General features: G+C 58.1%; 16 protein-coding genes. 9 read left to right on the top strand and 7 right to left on the bottom strand.

Going from position 1 to position 19,966, the window contains the following annotated elements; all coding sequences use genetic code 11:
• Positions 1 to 128 precede the first annotated feature (128 nt).
• The 7 genes from AC3CHX_RS23555 to AC3CHX_RS23585 all read right to left on the bottom strand — a co-directional run bounded on the left by AC3CHX_RS23555 (position 129) and on the right by AC3CHX_RS23585 (position 8,091).
• Positions 129 to 1,373: a carbohydrate porin gene (locus AC3CHX_RS23555; RefSeq protein WP_488630400.1), complete on the bottom strand. Its 1,245-nt coding sequence runs from the start codon at positions 1,371 to 1,373 to the stop codon at positions 129 to 131.
• A gap of 87 nt (positions 1,374 to 1,460) precedes the next feature.
• The gene (locus AC3CHX_RS23560; protein ID WP_488630401.1) at positions 1,461 to 2,591 is read right to left on the bottom strand and encodes an ABC transporter ATP-binding protein; all 1,131 of its coding nucleotides are present in this window, start codon (positions 2,589 to 2,591) and stop codon (positions 1,461 to 1,463) included.
• A 99-nt stretch (positions 2,592 to 2,690) separates the two neighbouring features.
• The gene (locus AC3CHX_RS23565) at positions 2,691 to 4,361 is read right to left on the bottom strand and encodes an alpha-glucosidase (RefSeq protein WP_488644911.1); all 1,671 of its coding nucleotides are present in this window, start codon (positions 4,359 to 4,361) and stop codon (positions 2,691 to 2,693) included.
• A gap of 87 nt (positions 4,362 to 4,448) precedes the next feature.
• On the bottom strand, positions 4,449 to 5,288 hold the full coding sequence (locus AC3CHX_RS23570; RefSeq protein WP_488630402.1) for a carbohydrate ABC transporter permease: 840 nt from the start codon (positions 5,286 to 5,288) through the stop codon (positions 4,449 to 4,451).
• A 39-nt stretch (positions 5,289 to 5,327) separates the two neighbouring features.
• Positions 5,328 to 6,293: a carbohydrate ABC transporter permease gene (locus AC3CHX_RS23575; protein WP_488630403.1), complete on the bottom strand. Its 966-nt coding sequence runs from the start codon at positions 6,291 to 6,293 to the stop codon at positions 5,328 to 5,330.
• A 197-nt stretch (positions 6,294 to 6,490) separates the two neighbouring features.
• Positions 6,491 to 7,783 (bottom strand): ABC transporter substrate-binding protein, encoded by a 1,293-nt coding sequence (locus AC3CHX_RS23580; RefSeq protein WP_488630404.1) that lies wholly within the window; start codon positions 7,781 to 7,783, stop codon positions 6,491 to 6,493.
• Positions 7,780 to 8,091, bottom strand: a complete 312-nt coding sequence (locus AC3CHX_RS23585; RefSeq protein WP_488630405.1) for a hypothetical protein — start codon at positions 8,089 to 8,091, stop codon at positions 7,780 to 7,782. The genes AC3CHX_RS23580 and AC3CHX_RS23585 overlap by 4 nt, the downstream gene beginning before the upstream one ends.
• Before the next feature lie 22 nt (positions 8,092 to 8,113).
• Here AC3CHX_RS23585 and AC3CHX_RS23590 point away from each other — a divergent pair, with 22 nt between their 5' ends.
• The 9 genes from AC3CHX_RS23590 to AC3CHX_RS23630 all read left to right on the top strand — a co-directional run bounded on the left by AC3CHX_RS23590 (position 8,114) and on the right by AC3CHX_RS23630 (position 19,963).
• Positions 8,114 to 9,127: a substrate-binding domain-containing protein gene (locus tag AC3CHX_RS23590; protein ID WP_488630406.1), complete on the top strand. Its 1,014-nt coding sequence runs from the start codon at positions 8,114 to 8,116 to the stop codon at positions 9,125 to 9,127.
• Between the two features lie 131 nt (positions 9,128 to 9,258).
• Positions 9,259 to 9,522, top strand: coding sequence for a hypothetical protein (locus tag AC3CHX_RS23595; RefSeq protein ID WP_488630407.1), 264 nt, complete (start codon positions 9,259 to 9,261; stop codon positions 9,520 to 9,522).
• Between the two features lie 731 nt (positions 9,523 to 10,253).
• Complete coding sequence (locus tag AC3CHX_RS23600) at positions 10,254 to 12,308, top strand: TonB-dependent copper receptor (RefSeq protein WP_488630408.1); 2,055 nt, start codon at positions 10,254 to 10,256, stop codon at positions 12,306 to 12,308.
• Positions 12,309 to 12,427: 119 nt separating this feature from the next.
• Positions 12,428 to 13,090, top strand: coding sequence for a TetR/AcrR family transcriptional regulator (locus AC3CHX_RS23605; RefSeq protein ID WP_488630409.1), 663 nt, complete (start codon positions 12,428 to 12,430; stop codon positions 13,088 to 13,090).
• A complete protein-coding gene (locus AC3CHX_RS23610) occupies positions 13,084 to 14,226 on the top strand; it encodes an efflux RND transporter periplasmic adaptor subunit (RefSeq protein ID WP_488630410.1) in 1,143 nt (380 codons plus the stop codon). The genes AC3CHX_RS23605 and AC3CHX_RS23610 overlap by 7 nt, the downstream gene beginning before the upstream one ends.
• An 11-nt stretch (positions 14,227 to 14,237) precedes the next feature.
• The gene (locus AC3CHX_RS23615) at positions 14,238 to 17,441 is read left to right on the top strand and encodes an efflux RND transporter permease subunit (RefSeq protein WP_488630411.1); all 3,204 of its coding nucleotides are present in this window, start codon (positions 14,238 to 14,240) and stop codon (positions 17,439 to 17,441) included.
• A gap of 133 nt (positions 17,442 to 17,574) precedes the next feature.
• A complete protein-coding gene (locus tag AC3CHX_RS23620; RefSeq protein ID WP_488630412.1) occupies positions 17,575 to 18,240 on the top strand; it encodes a protein-L-isoaspartate O-methyltransferase family protein in 666 nt (221 codons plus the stop codon).
• 27 nt (positions 18,241 to 18,267) lie between these two features.
• Complete coding sequence (locus AC3CHX_RS23625; protein ID WP_488630413.1) at positions 18,268 to 18,591, top strand: rhodanese-like domain-containing protein; 324 nt, start codon at positions 18,268 to 18,270, stop codon at positions 18,589 to 18,591.
• Between the two features lie 61 nt (positions 18,592 to 18,652).
• Complete coding sequence (locus AC3CHX_RS23630; protein ID WP_488630414.1) at positions 18,653 to 19,963, top strand: TolC family outer membrane protein; 1,311 nt, start codon at positions 18,653 to 18,655, stop codon at positions 19,961 to 19,963.
• Positions 19,964 to 19,966 lie beyond the last annotated feature (3 nt).

The following is a 19,966-nucleotide window of genomic DNA, read 5'->3' on the forward strand; positions in this document are numbered from 1 at the left end:
TAGAAAGCCTGCCTTGTACGACGGCAGACCTTCATCAACACAACATCCCTGCAGCAACACCTGCAAACAATTGGCCTCTTCATCAGATCGCGTTCTCTATCAATCAGAGACCGGCGATCACGTCAGGATTACCACCATGTTTCCAATTGCACCCCGACCGTGGAACCGTTGCGTGACGAGCCAAAGACGCCGGTGGTGGAGAGTGGATCGTTGGGAGCGGCCGCTAACTGCGCTGCCTGATTCCAATGCGCATAGGTGTAAAACAAGCGCAACTCCGGCCGGCTCCAGAACGAACGCTCCAACGCCAGCGTCGGGGCAATCGTGAACTTGGTCAGGGTGCGGGTCGCTGCGCCGCTTGGCGTGACGCGGTCATGGCCCGCTTCAGTCACGAGTTTGAAATGATCGGTGAAGGCATACACAGGCCGCACGCCGAACGACACCCAGTTCTGCGAACCGGTAGGCGTAATGTCGCGCTGATAGATCGCCGCCACCTGCCCGCCGAAGTTCTTGGTGGCTTGCCAGTCAAAGGCATCCAGCACGCGCCAGCGCTTGGTGCTGGCATCCGAGGTCAGGTCGCCGGTTTCGCCGAGGCCGGTGCCGGGTCCGCTACCGTATTGGATGGCCATCTTGTTCTTGCCACCCAGCACATCGCTCTGGGTATGCTGGGCCGTCAACGACCAGCCGTTATGGCTATCGGGAATATCGGCCTTTTGAATATACGACAGGTCGAACTTCAGCTGACCGCCCGGATTGGTTTGAATGCCGGAGAGTTGGAAATCATGCCGGCTGGCATAGGCTGGCTGGCTGATCCCATCTTCACGAAACAGCGCGTAGCTGGCTTTCAAGCCGTTGCCGATCGACACATCCTGCACGCCGGCACCCAGGCCGCTCGGCGCCGAGTAATAGAAATCGTTGATGTGGATATCGTTGCGTTCATAGTAAATACGTCCGGCCCAGACCCGTGCGCCGTCCCATCCCGGGATGTGGGTCAGTTGCAGATAAGACTCCGGCAAACGGATGTTGCCACGGGGGGCATCGAAGGTTGGCGAGTGATTGAGTTGGTTATACAGGCTGGCCATGGCGACGCCGCTGAGGATGGTGCCGTTGTCGAATTTCATCAGTCGCACATCGGTTTCCAGTTCCGAGTATTGCTCGCACTCGTTACCCAGGCGGTATTTGCTCTGGGCGCCGGGCAGGTGGTAGCAAACTTGCGACTGCCCGTCGCTGGTACCTACCCCGGCGCGCAGATAGCCGTGAAAGGCAAACGCCTCCGTGCCGTCGTAACTATAGTCTGCATGGGCGTTTGTCGCCGCGCCGATGGTACCGATCAGGATCCCTGCCGTCACCAACGTGTTTTTTGTAATTTTTCGCATTTCAATATCTCGTCTCGTTTATATTTTTAAGATAACCACTTCCGAACTACTACCTGACAACTACTAAATTCATGGCGCATCCCGGCCTCATCCCAATGCTGCGGACGGCAGTCGCCTGCGGGCACGGCCGTTGGCGTCGAACAGGTGGGCGTTGGCTGCCGGCGCAGCCAGGCTGACCGGGCTGCCGGCCTGGCCGTTGAAGGTGCCGGCGTGCTTGACCACGAGCGGCGCGGCCAGTCCCGGCAAGTCGACATACAGGTAGCTGAGCTCGCCCATGTGTTCGACGTGGCGGACCTTGCCCTTGAGCTGACCCGCATCGTCGACCGACAAGTGCTCCGGGCGGATGCCGAAACTGACCGGTGCGCCGTGCGGCAAATCGTTGCCGGCGACCTCCGCTGCAAGCCGGGTGCCGCCGGGCAGCGCCAGCGTCACGCCGTGCGCCCCGATCTCGTGCACCGTGGCAGGCAGGAAGTTCATTGCCGGCGAACCGATGAAGCCGGCGACAAAGCGGTTGACCGGATGGTGGTACAACTCCAGCGGCGTGCCGACCTGGGCGATGCTGCCATCTTCGGCCACTGCGCGGCCGGCATTGAGCAGCACGATCTTGTCGGCCAGCGTCATTGCCTCGACCTGGTCGTGGGTGACGTAAATCATGCTGGAGGTGCCGATGTCGGTGTGGAGCTTGGCAATTTCCAGCCGGGTTTGCACGCGCAGCGCCGCATCCAGGTTCGACAGCGGTTCGTCGAACAGGAAAATCTGCGGCTGGCGCACGATGGCGCGGCCAATCGCCACCCGCTGGCGCTGGCCGCCCGACAATTCTTTCGGCAGACGCTTGAGCAATGGTTCCAGCTGCAAGATACGCGCCGCTTCGCGGACTTTCTTGTCGACCGTATCGGCACTGGTTTTGAGGATTTTCAAACCGAACGCCATGTTGTCGTAGACGGTCATGTGCGGATACAGCGCGTAGCTCTGGAAGACCATCGCCACCCCGCGTTCCGTGGGCGCCTTTTCATTCATGCGCTTGCCGCCCAGCGTCAATTCGCCGCTGGAAATATCTTCCAGTCCCGCCACCATGCGCAACAGCGTCGATTTGCCGCAGCCCGAAGGCCCGACAAAAACGCAAAATTCGCTTTGCTTGATGGTCAAATTGACATCACGAATGACATCGGGACTGGCGCCGTAACGCTTATGAATACCTTTAAAGATTAAATCAGCCATTGCATTCTTTCTTCTGAAGTGAAAGTACGACAACTAAAACAGGCGTCCTGCAGCATCGACTTGTGGAGACAAGCGCTGGCTTAATGACTTAAGGTCGCCTCAATTAACCCAGGCAAAGTAAGCACCCCAGGCGCCTAACTCAAGCTGCTTGCCGGTGACGCCGGCGGCGCTGAAACCATGGCCCTCACAGGCGGTGAGTGCCTCTATCCCAGCCGGCAGCGCATAGCTGGCAGCCGCAGCCGACAGGTTGAATGCGCACAACAACTGCTTGCCGTCCTGCTTGCGGACAAACGCCAGGACCCGCTCATCGACCGGCAACAAGACGATTTCGCCATGCATCAGGGCTGGCAGCGTCTTGCGCCATTTCAAAAAGGTTTGGTAATGCGCCAGCACGCTGTCGGATTGCTGTTGCTGCAGATCGGCCGCCAAACCGAGATGCGCTGCCGCCAGCGGCAACCAGGTCTTGTCGGCGCTGCTGAAACCCGCTTGCGGCGCAGCGGCCGACCACGGCATCGGCGTGCGGCAACCGTCGCGCCCTTTGAAGGCGGGCCACATGGTGATGCCGTATGGATCTTGCAATTCCTCGAAGCGCAACTCGGCTTCCGGCAAGCCCAGCTCGTCGCCCTGATAAATACACGGACTGCCGCGCAATGACAGTTGCATCGCCGCGAACAGTTTCAATGCTTGCGGTGCGGCGGCCTGGCTGCCGCCCCAGCGGGTGGCCACACGCGCCACATCGTGATTGGAAATGGCCCAGCAGGCCCAGCCATCGGTCACCCGTTGCTCGAAATTGGTCAAGGTCTGATGAAAATACGGTGCCGAACAAAGTTCGCTGAGTAAGTCGAAGCTGTAGGCAGTGTGGAGCTTGTCGCCGCCGTTGGTGTACTCGGCCATCACGCCCAGCGAGTCGTCGGCGCCCACTTCACCGACCGTGGTAATGCCGGGATATTCATCCAGCATGGCACGGACTTTTTTCAGGAAGGCGAGATTTTCCGGCTGCGTCTTGTCGTACTGATGCCATTGCCATGCATACGGATTGACGCTGTTGACCGCGCCGTCGACGCCTTGCGGACGCCCTTTCGGCGGATTGTCGCGCAACAAGGGGTCATGCATGTAAAAGTTGACCGTATCGAAGCGGAAGCCGTCGACGCCCAGTTCCAGCCAGAAGCGCATCGCATCCAGCAAGGCTTGCTGCACCTGCGGATTGTGGACGTTCAGGTCGGGCTGGCTGGTCAGGAAATTATGCAGGTAATACTGCTCGCGCGCGGTATCCCACTGCCAGCCGGAGCCGCCGAAAATCGACAGCCAGTTGTTCGGCGGCGTGCCGTCGCCCTTGGCGTCGGCCCATACATACCAATCGGCTTTCGCGTTGGTTTTGCTGGCGCGGCTCTCGGTAAACCACAGGTGATTGTCCGCAGTGTGGCTCAGCACCTGGTCGATAATCACGCGCAGCCCCAATTGGTGGGCTTGTTCCAGCATGCCGGTGAAATCTTCCAGCGTGCCGAACATCGGATCGACCGAACAGTAGTCGCTGACGTCATAGCCGAAATCCTTCATCGGCGACTTGAAAAAAGGCGATAGCCAGATCGCATCGACGCCAAGCGCGGCAATATACGGCAGCCGCTGCGTAATCCCTTTCAGGTCGCCGACGCCATTGCCGTTGCTGTCCTGGTAGCTGCGCGGATAAATCTGGTACACCACGCCGCCACGCCACCAATCGGGCTGGGTCAGGTTGCCGGAAAACTGCTTGAAGGGTTGCACCGCACTCATCACTACTTGCTCCAAAATTAAATTCAGTGTTAAAAATTCAGCGCCCGTTGCCGGGTTGGCCGAGATCATTTGGTTCTCTTGCAGGACTTAGCCTTTGACTGCGCCGGCCGTTAATCCCGATACGATTTTTCGCTGCAGGACCAGCACCATCAGGATCAGCGGCAGCGTGACCAGTACCGAGGCCGCCATCAGCTTGCCCCAGGGGAGTTCCTGCGAACTGGCGCCGCCGCCGATCAGGGAAATCGCCACCGGCACGGTACGCCCGCTATCCTTGGTCACAAAGGTGAGCGCAAACAGGAATTCATTCCAGGCGGCGACAAAGGCGAGCAATCCGGTCGAGACCAGCGCCGGCCACATCAGCGGCATGAAGACATCCTTGATGATGCGCCAGGAGGTGCAGCCGTCCATGATGGCCGCTTCTTCCAGTTCCTTCGGCAGATCGCGCATGAAAGTGGTCAACACCCAGACCGTGAACGGCAGGGTGAACAGCATGTAGGGCAGCACCAGTCCTATCGTTTTGTTATACAAGCCGAGCGTCTGCATCATTTCGTACATGCCTGCCAGCACCGCCACCTGCGGAAACATCGACACCGCCAGAATCGCCATGAGCAACATGCCGCGCCCCCTGAATTTGACGCGCCCCAATGCAAACGCTGCGGTCACTCCCAGAAACAGCGACACCACGACGACCGATACCGCTACCATGATCGAGTTAATGATGCTTTCGCCAAAATGCTGGCTGCTGTCGAACAGCGCGGCGTAGTTTTTCACGCTCAAGCCGCTCTGCAGCACTTCGGTCACGTCGTAGAGCGCGCTGCCGCTCAAAAACGACGTCAGAATTGCGTAAAACAATGGGAACAGTGAAAACACCACGATCACCACCACCAGCATCCAGAATGCGATGCGCCACCCGATATTTCTTATCACTATGGTTCTCCTGCAGATTGGATATGCTGCGCGCTTGGCTTAACCTTCGGCATTGGTTCTACTGAATTTCATGTAAATCAGCGTGCACAGGGCAATGATCAAAAACAGCACGGTAGAGGCGGCCGAGCCCTGGCCGACATAGCCGTTCGCAATCATGCTTTCGCGCACAAAGCCGGACATGCTGATGGTGTTTTCATTGGTGCCGGTCAGGATGTAAATCACGTCGAACACCCGCAAGGCATCGAGCAGGCGGAAGATGACCGCGACCATCAGCGCCGGCTTGATCAGCGGCAGGGTGACCTTGAAAAACACCCGGACCGGATGGATGCCGTCGACCTGAGCCGCTTCATAACAATCCTTGGGCAGCATTTGCAGCGCCGCCAGAATCAGCAAAGCCATGAAGGGCGTGGTTTTCCAGACGTCCACCAACAGCACGGAAAACATCGGCAAATCGGTGGTGAAGGCAATTTTGTCGAAGTGCAAGGCCGACAGCATGATGTTGAAAATCCCGTATTGCTCCTGCAGCATCCAGTCCCACATCTTGGCCGAGACGATCGTCGGAATCGCCCAGGGCACCAGCACTGCGGTACGCACCAGCCCGCGGCCTTTGAACTGGGCATTCAGCACCAGGGCGACGATCAGGCCAAACACGGTTTCCAGGGTCACCGAACAGACCGCGAAAAACAGCGTGTTCTTGACTGCCCCGGCCCACGCCGAATCGATAAAATTTCCCCTGCTGAAAAACAGGCCGTAATCGCCGAAATAATTTTCCCAGCCGACGAACTTGACGCCCGCTCCGCCCAGACGATCCAGACTGGCATCGGTAAAACTCAGCCAGATGCTGCGTCCCAGGGGCTCCAGCGCAACCAGCGCCAGAATAATCAGCATCGGCGCCAGAAAAATCCAGGCACTGCGAATCCGTTGTTTGGTGAGTGCGCTTTGCGGTACTTTTTCCGGTATAGCACTGGTGGCGCTCTGGGGGCTGCTTATTGGTACGGAATTCATGGGACGTCTCCTCCCGTTCGGGTTGATGCAACCAGGCCGGTCAAGCCGCCTGCTCTGGTTGCGAATGTCGCGGCTTTTGGAATGCCGATGGACAGGATTTCCGCCCACAGCTGCCGCAGTGCCTTACTGCGCGGGAGCGATCAAGCTGCGCCCGCGATTCAGTCTGAAAAACCGCCCCCTGTCACGGGCAGGCTTTTCTACCATTTATCGCCGCGGCGGGTATGGGTCAGGTCCTGCCCCAGTTTCTTGACGCTGTCCGCACCTTTGGTTTTACCGGACAAGGTAGCGTAAGCGGCGTTCCAGAAAGCGGCGGACACCTGGTTATATTTTTCTCCGGTAACGGTCGCCGGACGTGCCACCGCATGAGGAAAGACCTCATACAGGGAACCCATGAACGGCGCCGCCTTCAGCACATCTGCGTCCTTGTACAATTCAGGAATGGTCGGATTGTAAGAGCCGTCGATAGCACGCCGTTTCTGCACATCCTTGCTGGTCAGGTACAGCACCAGATCGGCCGCTTCGGCCGGATGTTTGGAATACTTCGATACCGCCAGTTGCCAGCCGCCCAGCGTTGCCGCGCTTTGGCCGTCGGCGCCGCCTTTCGGCAATGCGGCCACACCGACTTTATCTTTCACCTTGCTGTCGCTTTTCTGCGCTAAAGACCAGGCATAAGGCCAGTTGCGCATGAACACCGAGTTACCGTTCTGGAATACGCCGCGCGCCTCTTCTTCACCAAAGCTCAACACGCCTTTTGGCGCGATCTTGCCTATCCAGCCGGCGGCCATATCCAGCGCTTTCGCGGCCTGCGGATTGTCGATGCTGATTTTGCCGTCGGCTTCAATGATGCTGCCGCCTTTGTAGCTCGACACCCATTCCAGCGCGTTGCAGGTCAAGCCTTCATAGGCTTTGCCCTGGAATACATAACCGTACATTCCCGCGTTGCCCGCCTTGCGCTCGCCATCCTGGATTTTTTGCGCCGTCGCGGTCATTTCTTCCCAGGTGGCCGGGACTTTTTCCTTGTATTTTTCGAGCAAATCCTTGCGGTAATACAACAAGCCTGCATCGGTGAACCAGGGCATCGCAAGCAATTTTCCGTCGACCGTGTTGTTGGCGACGATGGCAGGGAAATGGGTTTTTTCGATGCCCTTGGCATACGGCGTCAGGTTCAGCAAGTGCTGCTTGATCACGCCGGGCCATACTATGTCAACCATGAGGACGTCGATTTCGCTCGATTTCGCGCCGAATTGCTGGCGGAACAAGGCCAGAATATCGGTGGTGGAATTGGGGGAAGTGAACAGCTTTACTTTGTTACCGGTCTTGGCCGACCATTCGTCGGTCATTTTTTTGCACATTTCAAAATCTTGCCCTACCGAGCCGCAAGAAATGGTGATCTCGGCAGCCGCAGCCGTGTTTGCGCCAATCGCAACCAGCATCACAGCGGCGGCAGCGCCGCATGCATAGCGCTTCATCAATTGCTGTAAAACAATCATTCTCTGTCTCCTGTGGCTTCTGCCAAATGGTATTTTTGTATGTCCGGACCGTATCTCAAGCATTCAGGTATCTCAGCGCGGATAGGAAGCGAACTCTTTATCAAAACGCTTTGAGCTTTATTCAAACCGTTATGAATAATAACCAAAACGTTTTGGATAGTAAATATTTTTTTCAATTTATTGATTTTCCATGGCGGCGCACCCAAATACAGGCTTATTCTGAGTATCATCGTGTCCGGTATGGCACAAGCATAAAATGCTTGCGTCTCGATGGTCAGCAATGCATGCGATCCGGCACCATCCCACATTCAATGTCAGATAAAGAACGACATGTCACTCAAAGAAATTGCAAAGACTCTGGGCCTTTCCGTTACCACGGTCAGCCGCGCCCTGAACGGCTATCCCGAAGTCTCGGAGAAGACCAGAATCCTGGTGGCGGCGGCAGCCAAAGCCGGCGGTTACAGTCCAAACCCGCAAGCGCGCAGCCTGGTGACCGGGAAAATGGATGCGGTCGGCATCATCTATCCGATCAGCTGCAGCGATCTCGGCGATCCGGCATTTCTGGAGACGATTGCCAGTCTTGCGGTGCGCCTGGATCAGCAGGATATGGATCTGGTGATTGCGTCCGCGGTCGCGGGTGATGAATTGCGCGCCTATCGGCGCATGATCAGCCGGCGCCGGGTCGATGGCCTGATCGTTGCCCAGACCCAGCTGCACGACCCGCGCCTGGATTTCTTGCAGGAACAAAAATTTCCTTTCGTGGCCTATGGCCGCAGCGCTAATTGCGAACAGTACCCATGGTTCGATATCGACAATCGGGCCGGCCTGAAAATGGCCGTCGATCGGCTCTTGTCTTTCCAGCATCGAAGAATTGCCTTGGTCAGCGCATCGACCACGCTGAATTTTGCAGTGCAGCGGCGGGCCGGCTATCTGGAGAGCCTGGCCGGGGCCGCGATTGCGGCCGATCCGGCGTATATCGTGGACAATGTGTTCGATCGCCGCAGCGGCTACAGCGCAATGACGCAATTGCTGGCACTGGCAGAGCCGCCAACGGCGGTCATCGTCGACAACAATCTGGGCGGCGTCGGCGTGATGCGTGCCTTGCTCGATGCCGGCCTGGTGGCCGGACGCGATCTGTCGGTCATCGTCTACGACGATCTGCCGCCCGACACGCTGGTCGGCACAACGGTCACCTCGATCATCCAGCCCGAACCCGGCAAGGTCGGGCAGCAACTGGCGGAAATGATGCTGGCACTGCTGGCGGGAGAAGGCCCGGCCCGCTTGCAAGTGTTATGGCAACCGAAAATCCAGGTCGGCACTTCTGACGGCCCTTGTTCGCGCTAGCAGTCTGTCAGGCAGAATGGCCTCCGCTATTCATATTCGTGATAACACACATGCGTAAATTTGATTAGAAATATCTCTGATCGCAAGTTATATTGCACTGCAACAATCGATCATTTGATGAGGACCACAGCATGACAACGTTATCAAAAAACTTTCCTATCCTGGTTGGCACAGAGACGAGTTACGTCAAAAATGTTTTGCAAGCAGTGCAAGCGTTATTGATTGCCCTACTGTCAATTAACAGCCGGCAACCCGCACAACGGGAAACCCCGCTCCGCCACCTGAAAACGGCAGCGATGCTGAATCGCAAGGCGGATGAATATCAGGCAACCAGCCCGGCGTATGCAGCAGAATTGCGCTGCTTTGCTCACAGAGCCGAATTTACGCTTGACTAACCGTCCCCGTGCGCCTCTGGGCGTAACGGGCGGCGCCGCGTAACGCTGTCGTACACGGGTTATACCAAGTTCAACTGCTGCCAATCGCATTACCACGCGACGCTCAGAAAAACGCCAAGGACCAAAACAACAAAACATCGCCCCGGAATGTGCTGCGCCGTAGCAGCGCCATGCCGGTCGCGATCGTTCTCATTCTTCTCGCGACCCACGCGCCGGCTGCCAAGGCTGGTTCCATGAACCAGGATAGCTGCTTTACCAGGACAGTCCCAACGACTGGAAAATGCGCGCCGCTTGTTCCGCATATACCCCGCCGTCCGCTTCGGACACCTGCTCTGGCAAGTGCAAAATCGTGGCGGGGCCCCTCAATTGTCAAGGCTGATGCATGGCAATCGGATGTGCCGACTGACCAAAGATCAGAATTTTCCGACGAAACTTAAGTATTTATCCAATTTAATTATTCGGTCTAAGCGCCGAAAATATACCTCGCCAACTCGTTGTTCGAATTAGCAGAAAAAATTACCTGCCGACGGACGCGTCACTTACGCATGGCTTGAACCCGGAACAGCCCGAGTCCGGCGCATCCAGCGCCTGAAGTTCAAGACAGCATCATCAATACGCATTTTCTGTAATTCGCCGCCTTTAACCTTAAGTCAACCATGCCCAGTGCCTGACCGGTCAGGGTGCCGGCTGCGGGCATGGTCGCGACTTTCTTATTGAGCATCCACCCCATCATGATGAATCAACTCGCATTGACACCGCTTGCCTTGTCCCTCAGCTTTCTCTTTATCTATCGCGCTGCGGCGCAGACTGCGGAAGTGCCGCCGATCGCCGTGCAAAGCACCCCTCTTCCGCAAGTCGTGGTGACGGCGTCGCACATGTCGGCACCGCTGAAGGTGGTGACCGACCCCAAGGCGCCGCGCCAGCCGGTTCCCGCACAGGATGGCGCCGATTACCTGAAAACCATCCCCGGGTTCTCCGTGATACGCAAGGGCGGCAGCAGCGGCGATCCGGTCTTGCGCGGCATGGCCGGATCGCGCTTGTCGATTGCAATGGATGGCCAACAAATTCTGGGCGGCTGCGGCGGCCGCATGGACCCGCCGACCGCTTATATCTTTCCGGCCGAATACGACAAAATCACGGTCATCAAGGGCCCGCAGACCGTACTTTACGGCCCCGGCGGCTCTGCCGGGACGGTATTGTTCGAACGCAGCACACGCCGCGCGGCACCCGGGTTGAAGTTCGACGGCAGCGCGATGGCGGGTAGTTTCGGGCGTCACGATGAGGTCGCCGGCGCGCGCTACAGCCTGTCCGAAATGTATGCAGAAGCCGGCGTCACACGATCAAGCTCGGATGACTATCGCGACGGCAACGGCGCTGCCGTACATTCGCGCTACAGCCGCTGGAGCAAGCGCGCGGCATTCGGCTGGACGCCCGACGACACCACGTTGCTCGAACTGTCCGTGGCGCAAAGCGACGGACAGGCTGCCTATGCGGATCGCGGGATGGATGGCGCCCGCTTCGCGCGATCGAATCTGGGGATCAAGTTTGAAAAACGCGATATTTCACCGTTGATCAAAAAACTGGAAGCACAGCTGTATCGCAACTATATCGATCACGTTATGGACAATTACAGTTTGCGTACCCCTGCGCCAAACCGGATGCTCAGGGCAATGAACCCTGACCGCACCACCAAGGGCGGGCGCGTCGCCGTCACGTGGAGCCTGACCGACGCGCTGGAACTGGCGACGGGTGTCGACATGCAAAGCAATGCGCACACGGCGCGCATTGGCATGGGGATGAGTCCGCAATCGGTTTCTTATCAAAATAGTCCGCGCATCGCCGATGCAAACTTCCGCAATGTCGGTCTGTTCGGCGAGTTGACCCAACACGTTGGCGAGAAAGAAAACGGACGCATCATATCCGGCCTGCGGACCGATTTCTGGCATGCGCAAGATACGCGCAAACCCAGCCCGGCATCCACCGCCGTGACTAGCCGGAATGCCACGTTGGGCAGCGGTTTTGCGCGCTACGAACACGATCTTGAAAAGGTCCCGATGACCGCCTACGCCGGTCTTGGCATCGCGCAACGCTTCCCCGATTACTGGGAACTGATTTCAAAACAAAGCGCCAGCTCCGCCAGTGCCTTTGGCACCAAACCGGAAAAAACCAGGCAACTCGATGTCGGTATCCTGCATCAATCCGGTGCCCTGAACCTGACGGCATCGGCTTTTTACAACCACATCGATGATTTCATCCTGATCCAATCCAACGTCACCAAAGGAGCCACTTCCGGCATCTCGATCGCACGCAATATAGCCGCGACAACCTGGGGCGGCGAAATCGGCGCGACCTATGTCTTGCATCCGTACTGGACACTGGACGGCTCCATCAATTATGTGCGCGGCTATAACCGTACCGATAGCACAGCGCTGGCGCAAATGCCGCCGCTGGAAAGCAAAATCGGCCTGACTTTCGACAACCGGACCTGGTCGCTGGCAGCCATGGTGCGCGCGGTCGCCGCGCAGAATCGCTTCGATCTCAACAAGGGCAATATCGCGGGTCAGGATTTGGGGGCCAGTTCCGGATTTACGACATTCTCGATCAATGCCGGCTGGAAGCCGCGCAAAGGTACATTGATTTCAGCGGGCGTCGACAACCTGACCAACAAAGTCTATGCGGAACATCTGAGCCGTCGCGGCACGCCGTTGCCCGGTTATACGCAAACCATGCGCATTAACGAGCCCGGTCGCACGTTCTGGCTAAAAGCGCAATTTGCCCTGAACTGAAACCATTAGCAGAATCTTTCATAGCCCGCTGCACAGTAGCCTTGACGCTCCCGGGATTGCCGCTTATATTACTGACTCTTCGGTAAGTTAGTCGGGTTTCCACTCGGCATTCCGCATCCATGACCAGTTCGATCAAGACCAAAACGCGGTGGGAACGCCGCAAGGGCGCTCGTCCGCAGGAGCTGCTCGCGGCCGCGCTCGACCTGTTCGTGGAACGCGGTTTCGCGGCGACCAGGCTGGATGACGTAGCGACGCGGGCCGGGGTCTCGAAAGGCACACTGTATTTATATTTTGAAAACAAGGAAGAGTTATTCAAAGCCGTGGTCAGGGGAAATATGGTGCCGCTGCTGGACGAGGCCGAAACCATCATCGACAGCTATACCGGTCACAGTGCGGCGTTGTTCCGCGACATCGCCGTGGGATGGTGGGAGCGCATCGGCGCCACCAAACTGGGAGGCATCACCAAATTGATGATGGCGGAAGCAGGCAACTTCCCTGAGCTGGTGCCGTTTTATTACGAAGAAGTGATTTCGCGCAGCGATGCCATGATCGGGCGCGTGCTGCAACGCGGCATTGATCGCGGTGAATTTCGCGCCGTTGACGTCAAGGAAACCACCCATGTCATCATCGCGCCGGTGTTGATGCTGATGATGTGGCAATACGCTTTCAACAGTTACCGGATCGTCCCGATTTCTCCTGCCGTTTATTTGGATAATTTTATCGACCTCTGCCTGCACGGATTGCTGGCTCAGCCAGCAGCTCTCCCAAACAAGACATGCTAAAACGCCACAAAATCCGGGCCGCCATGATTGTTCTGGCAATACTGGCGGGCACCGCCCTGGCACTGCAAAAGCCGGCCAGGACGGTCGCCGCAAAAACAGCGGTGCCAGCCATCCCGACGCTGGAATTTTTGCGTTCCGACATTATCCGGGTGAAACCGCAGCAGCTCCGTCAGGTACTCCCGCTGTCGGGGTCGCTGCGCGCGGTGAATCAGGCTGCGGTCAAGGCCAGGGTGAGTGGCGAAGTAAGCGAAGTGCTGGTGCGCGAAGGCGCTTCCGTCAGCGCCGGCCAGGTGCTCCTCAGAATGGATGCCAGCGAATATCAGGCGCGCCTGAATCAGTCGCAAGGTGCACTGGTGGCGGCCCAGGGACAACTGGACATCGCCACCAAAGCGCGCGACAACAACAAGGTACTGGTCGCCAGGGGCTTCATCTCCAAAAACGCCTTCGACAATGCCGCCAGTCAATACGACATCGCCCGTGCCAATGTCGATTCAGCACGCGGTGCGCTGGATGTCGCGCGCAAGGCACTTTCCGACACCGTCATCAAAGCGCCGATCAGCGGCTTGATCAGCGGCCGTTCGGTGCAGCCCGGCGAAAAAGTCTCGCCCGACAACAATCTGCTGCAAATCGTCGATTTGAAGCGCATGGAATTGGTCGCAGCGGTACCGACCGCCGACATTCTGCATGTCGCGCCCGGTCAGGACGTCCAGCTGACGCTGGAAGGATTGCCGGCGCCGGTGAACGGCAAAGTGGTGCGCATCAATCCATCGATTGAAACCGGCTCGCGCTCCATCCTGGTCTTTATCCAGGTTGACAATCCTGACGGCGCACTCCGGGTCGGCATGTTTGGCGAGGCCCAGCTCACCCTGTCGAAAAAAACCAGTGTCCTGACGCTGCCGCTATCGGCGATCCAGACCGATGCCGGCAATACCACCGTCTACGCGATTGACGGCGGCAAGCTGCAACAACGCGCCGTCAAACTGGGACTGCGCGGCAACGACGACAGCAGCACCGGCGCGAACAATAGCGCGGTCGAAGTCCTCAGCGGCCTCGACAACGGCGCACAAATCGTCAAGGTGAATCTTGGCAACCTGCCTGACGGTGCGGTTGTGAAGTTTGCCAAAGAAAAGAGCTAAGGGACGCCGTCATGTGGTTTACACGCATCAGTATCGGCAATCCGGTGTTAGCCACCATGATGATGCTGGCCTTCGTCGTGCTTGGCCTGTTTTCTTACGACCGCCTGCGGGTCGATCAATTTCCCGACATCAATTTCCCGGTGGTGGTGGTACAGACCGCTTACCCCGGCGCCTCGCCGGAAACGGTCGAGTCCGATGTCACGCGGCCGATTGAAGAAGCGGTCAACACCATCAATGGCATCAAGAACCTGACCTCGCGCTCTTACGAGGGTACCTCGGTGGTGATCATCGATTTCGACCTGACCGTCGATCCTTTGCAAGGCGCGCAGGATGTCCGTGAAAAGGTGGCGCTGGTGAAATCGGCGTTCCGCAGCGCGGTCAAGGAACCACGCATCACCCGCTACGATCCGGCCGACGCGCCGATCTTTTCGATATCGGTCGCCAACGCGCCGGGTGCCCGTCCGCGCAATCTGCGTGAGCTGACCACGATTGCCGATCAGATCGTCAAGAAGCGCCTGGAAAATGTGCGCGGGGTCGGCTCGATCGCAATGGTCGGCGGCGTCAAACGCGAGATCAACATTTACGTCAAGCCGACCGAGATGGAGGCACTCGGCATCGGCATTGACGACGTGCTGAATGCGGTGCGCAACGAGAATCAGGAACTGCCGACCGGGGCGATTCGTGCCTCCGACACCGAAAAAGTGGTGCAGGTGCAGGGCAAGATCAAGAACCCGGAAGAATTCAATAACATTATTGTCGCCAGACGCGGCGGCCAGCCGGTCAGGCTGTCGCAAGTCGCAACAGTCGTCGATGGCCAGGAAGAGCAGGAAACCCTGGCGCTGTATAACGGTCAGCGCACGCTGGCGTTGGATATCCTGAAGGCACAAGGCGAAAACACCATCGCTGTCGCCGATGGCTTGATGGCGGCAATGAAGGAACTGCAAACCCAGATGCAGTCGCAGTATCCCAGTGTCAAAATTCAGGCGATCAAAGACAGTTCGCGGCAAATCCGGGTCAGCGTTCAAAACGTCCGCGCAACCCTGATCGAGGGTGCCGCCCTGACGATCCTGATTGTCTTCCTGTTCCTGAATTCATGGCGCTCGACCATCATCACCGGTCTGACCTTGCCGGTGGCGCTGATCGGCACATTCCTGTTCATGTACATCTTCGGCTTCACCATCAACATGATCACGCTGATGGCGCTGTCGCTGTGCGTCGGGCTGTTGATTGACGACGCCATCGTGGTGCGCGAAAACATCGTGCGGCATGCCGGCATGAAGGTCAACGGCGTGTATAAAAGCCACCGCACGGCAGCGCTGGAAGGGACCGCTGAAATCGGCCTGGCAGTGCTGGCGACGACGTTTTCGATCGTCGCAGTGTTCTTGCCGGTCGGCTTCATGGGCGGCATCATCGGCCGTTTTTTTCACCAGTTCGGTATCACGGTGACGGCTGCGGTGCTGATTTCGATGTTCGTGTCTTTCACGCTGGATCCGATGCTCTCATCGATCTGGCCTGACCCCTCTTTGCATGGCGACGACAAGCAAGACCCCCATGCACGCAAAAGTTTGTACGCCAAGACCATAGGCCGGGTACTGGAACAGTTTGAACGGCTGGTGCAATGGCTGTCGGACAGCTATCAGGTGCTATTGAAATGGTCGCTCAGGCATCGTGTGACGACAGTGGTGATCGCCGTCATGACGTTTGCCGGCGGTCTGGCCTTGCCTGCAATGGGACTGATCGGCAGCGAATTTATTCCGCAAGCCGATTATTCGGAAACCGGCGTCACGTTCAACACCCCGGTCGGCTCATCGCTCGAGCTGACCGAGAGCAAAGTCCATCAGGTCGAACGGATCCTGCGCGAATTCCCTGAAGTGCAGGATACCTACAGCACGGTAAATACCGGCACTGCGCAGGGTAAAAATTACGCCAGCATCTTTGTGCGCCTGACGCCACGCAAGGAACGCCGGCGCAGCACCGCCGCAATGACCCCGTTACTGCGCAATCGCCTGACCCAGGTGGCCGGCATTACCGTCACGCAAGTCGGTCCGCTGGAAGGCGCTGGCGGCGATACCAAACAAGTACGGCTGAGCTTGCTGGGCCCGGACCTAAAGGAATTGCAACGCTTGTCCGAGGAAGCACAGCGCAAGATGCGGGCGATTCCCGGCGTCGTCGATATCGATTCGAGCCTGAAGGCCAACAAGCCGACTATTTCCATTACGCCGAAACGCGATATCGGTGCCGATCTGGGGATTGGCGTGGCACAGGTCGGGAATACCTTGAGGCCATTGCTGGCCGGGGAAGTGGTCAGCAGCTGGCGCGGCACGGACGACCAGAATTACGACGTGAATGTGCGCCTGGCGCCGAGCAATCGGAATGCAAGCGAAGATCTGTCGCGTTTGATGTTGGCCAGCACGCAACTGAACACGGACGGCTCACCGAAAATGGTCCCGCTCCGTCAGGTCGCCAACATTAGCAATGCGTTCGGCGCCAATCAGATCAATCGGCGCAGTCTGAACCGTGAAGTCGAATTGTCTGCCGGCGCTGTCGGACGCTCGGCCGGCGAAGTCAACACGGATGTCAAAGCGGCGCTCGACAACATGCATTGGCCGGCCGGTTATCACTATCAGGTCGGCGGCTCGAGCCAGAGCATGCAAGAGTCGATAGGCTATGCGCTGGCAGCGCTCGGCCTGGCAATCATCTTCATTTACATGATTCTGGCCTCGCAGTTCGGCAGCTTCCTGCAACCGGTCGCGATCATGACGGCGCTGCCGCTGACCCTGATCGGCGTGTTTCTGGTGCTGATGATGTTCCGCTCTACCCTGAATATGTTTTCGATTATCGGTTTCATCATGCTGATGGGGCTGGTCACCAAGAATGCGATCCTGCTGGTCGACTTCGCCAATCAGGCCCGCAAGGCCGGTGCCGAGCGCAATGCGGCGCTGCTGGAAGCGGCCCATGTGCGCCTGCGACCGATCCTGATGACGACGCTGGCCATGGTGTTCGGCATGGTGCCGCTGGCATTCAGCGTGGCCGAAGGCGCCGAACAGCGGGCGCCGATGGGTCAGGCCGTGATCGGTGGAATAATTACGTCGTCGCTGCTAACCTTGGTAGTGGTGCCGGTGGTGTATACGTATTTGGATGATTTTGCCAACTGGATGCGACGTCGATGGCAAGGGAAAACCCCTGCCGTTGGTGTTCCTCTCGAACAGGCGTAGCGCACGGACCAATATCGAAACGACAAGCTGCGCCGTACCCTCGGCGTCGCGGCTGCGAGATTGGTCCGTGCAGTAGGTTTTTAGGGGTGACCTTGTTAAAATGTCCCTTTCCTTCAGTGATTGAGCCTTAGCCATGAATATCGAACAAGCCCGTTTCAATATGATCGAACAGCAAATCCGTCCCTGGAATGTGCTGGACCTGGATATTCTCGACCTGCTGACGGTCGTCCGCCGCGAAGAATTCGTACCGGCCGCGTACAAGAGCCTGGCCTTCAGCGACACCGAAATCCCGTTGCCGGGCGATGGCGGCGAGAGCATGCTGTCACCGAAAGTCGAAGCACGCCTGCTACAGGAAGCCGCCGTCAAGAAGCATGAGCACGTACTGGAAATCGGTGCGGGTTCCGGCTACATGGCGGCATTGCTGGCCCACAAGGCGCGGCACGTGGTGACGGTTGAAATCGATGCCGGGCTGAAAGCGTTTGCAGAGAAAAACCTGAACGCGTATGGCGTGGGCAACGTCGAGGTCGTGGAAGGCAACGGCGCCCAAGGCTGGACTAAAGGTAAAGAAGCTGCGTATGACGTGATCGTCATCTCGGGTTCGCTGGCTTCGCTGCCGCAAGCCTTCCTGGATCAACTCAAGGTCGGCGGCCGTATCATCGCGATTATTGGCGAAGCGCCGGTGATGACAGCGCAAGTCATTACCCGCAGCTCCGAGACCGCTTACGACACCCGCAATCTGTTTGAGACCAGCGCCAAACCGCTGCGTGACGCCGCGCCGCATTCTCATTTCAAATTCTGAACCAGCAAACTCACGGACGACCATACGATGCAACATCTTACCTCTCCTGAACTAGCCGCCTGGCTCGCCGATCCGGATCGCCCGACGCCGCTGCTGCTGGACGTGCGCGAGCCTTGGGAATATGAAATTTGCCATATCGCCGGCGCCCAGTTGATCCCGATGCAGACCATTCCCGCTCGCTTGGGTGAGCTGGAAGAAGATCAGCAGATCGTCTGTATCTGCCATCACGGCGCCCGCAGCATGTCGGTAGCAGCGTTTCTGGAACGCAACCATTTCCCCCACGTCATCAATCTCACCGGCGGCATCCATGCATGGGCGCAACAGGTGGACGTCGGCATGCCAATCTACTGAGAGCGTCGCAAGACCGCTTTGCTCAGATGCCGCCCTGCTACCGCATGCTCCGGAGAGTTTGATGCGCAACACCCGCAACACGCTGAGCGCGATGCTGATCGCAGGCGCTTTTTTGTCTGTCGACGCACAGGCGCTGGATTTGGTCCAGACCTATCAGCAAGCGCTCGCCAACGACGCCGCCTACACCAGCGCTCGCTATGCGCTTAGCGCCGGCCGCGAAGCCAGCATTCAGGGGCGCGCAGGATTGTTGCCGCAAGTCGGTTTGGCCGGCACCTACAGTCGCTCGGGCGACAACTGGAACGGCGTCACCAACAATTATGGTTTGCAACTGACCCAGCCGCTATTTCGTCCGGCGAATTGGGAGCAATACGAACAGTCGAAACTGTCGGTAGCCGGTAGCGAAGTGCAATTTTCGCAAGTCCAGCAAGATCTGATCTTGCGTGTCGGCCAGGCTTACTTTGATGTACTGGCGGCACAGGATGTGCTGACTTTCCTGAAGGCGCAGGAAAGCGCGATTGCCGAGCAACTGGCCTCTGCCAAGCGGAATTTTGACGTCGGCACCGCAACCATCACCGATACCAACGAAGCGCAAGCCAGCTTTGATCTGGTGCTGGCACAGGAAATTGCCGCCACCAACAATCTCGAGGTCGCGCGCAGCATGCTGCAACAAATTATCGGCCAGGCACCGGCACCGCTGGCGACCTTGCGCCCCGGCGTCAAACTGAACACGCCCGAACCGGCGCAAATCGACCCGTGGGTCAGCAGTGCCGAGCAGCAGAACTACAGCGTCGTCAGTCAGCAAATTGCGCTTGAAAGCGCGCAACGCGAAATCAGGAAAGAGCGCGCCGGCCATTTGCCAACGGTCGATCTGGTTGCCGCCCGCAGCCACGCCAGCATCAGCGGTAACAGCAACCCGTTCACGAACGGCTCCGGCACCTCCAATTCGATCGGTGTGCAATGGACGATTCCGCTGTATGCCGGCGGCGCCGTCAACAGTCAGGTGCGGCAGGCGGTGGCGCTGGAAGACAAGGCGCGCTCGGATCTCGATACCGCCCGCAGAACAGCGGCATTAAACGCCCGTCAGGCATATTTGGGCGTCAGTAACGGCCTGGCTCAGGTCAAGGCCCTGGAAGCGGCGGAAATATCCAGCCAGTCTTCGCTGGACTCGAATAAGCTCGGCTATCAGGTCGGTGTGCGGATCAATATCGACGTGCTGAACGCCGAGCAACAATTATTTTCAACCCGCCGCGATTTAGCCAAGGCACGCTACGACACCTTGATGAATGGCCTGAAATTGAAAGCGGCAGCCGGCGCGTTGAAGGAAAACGACCTGCAGCAGGTCAATGCGCTGTTGGTACCGGCTTATTATTGACCG

It is taken from the genome of Glaciimonas sp. OK215 (assembly GCF_057787885.1).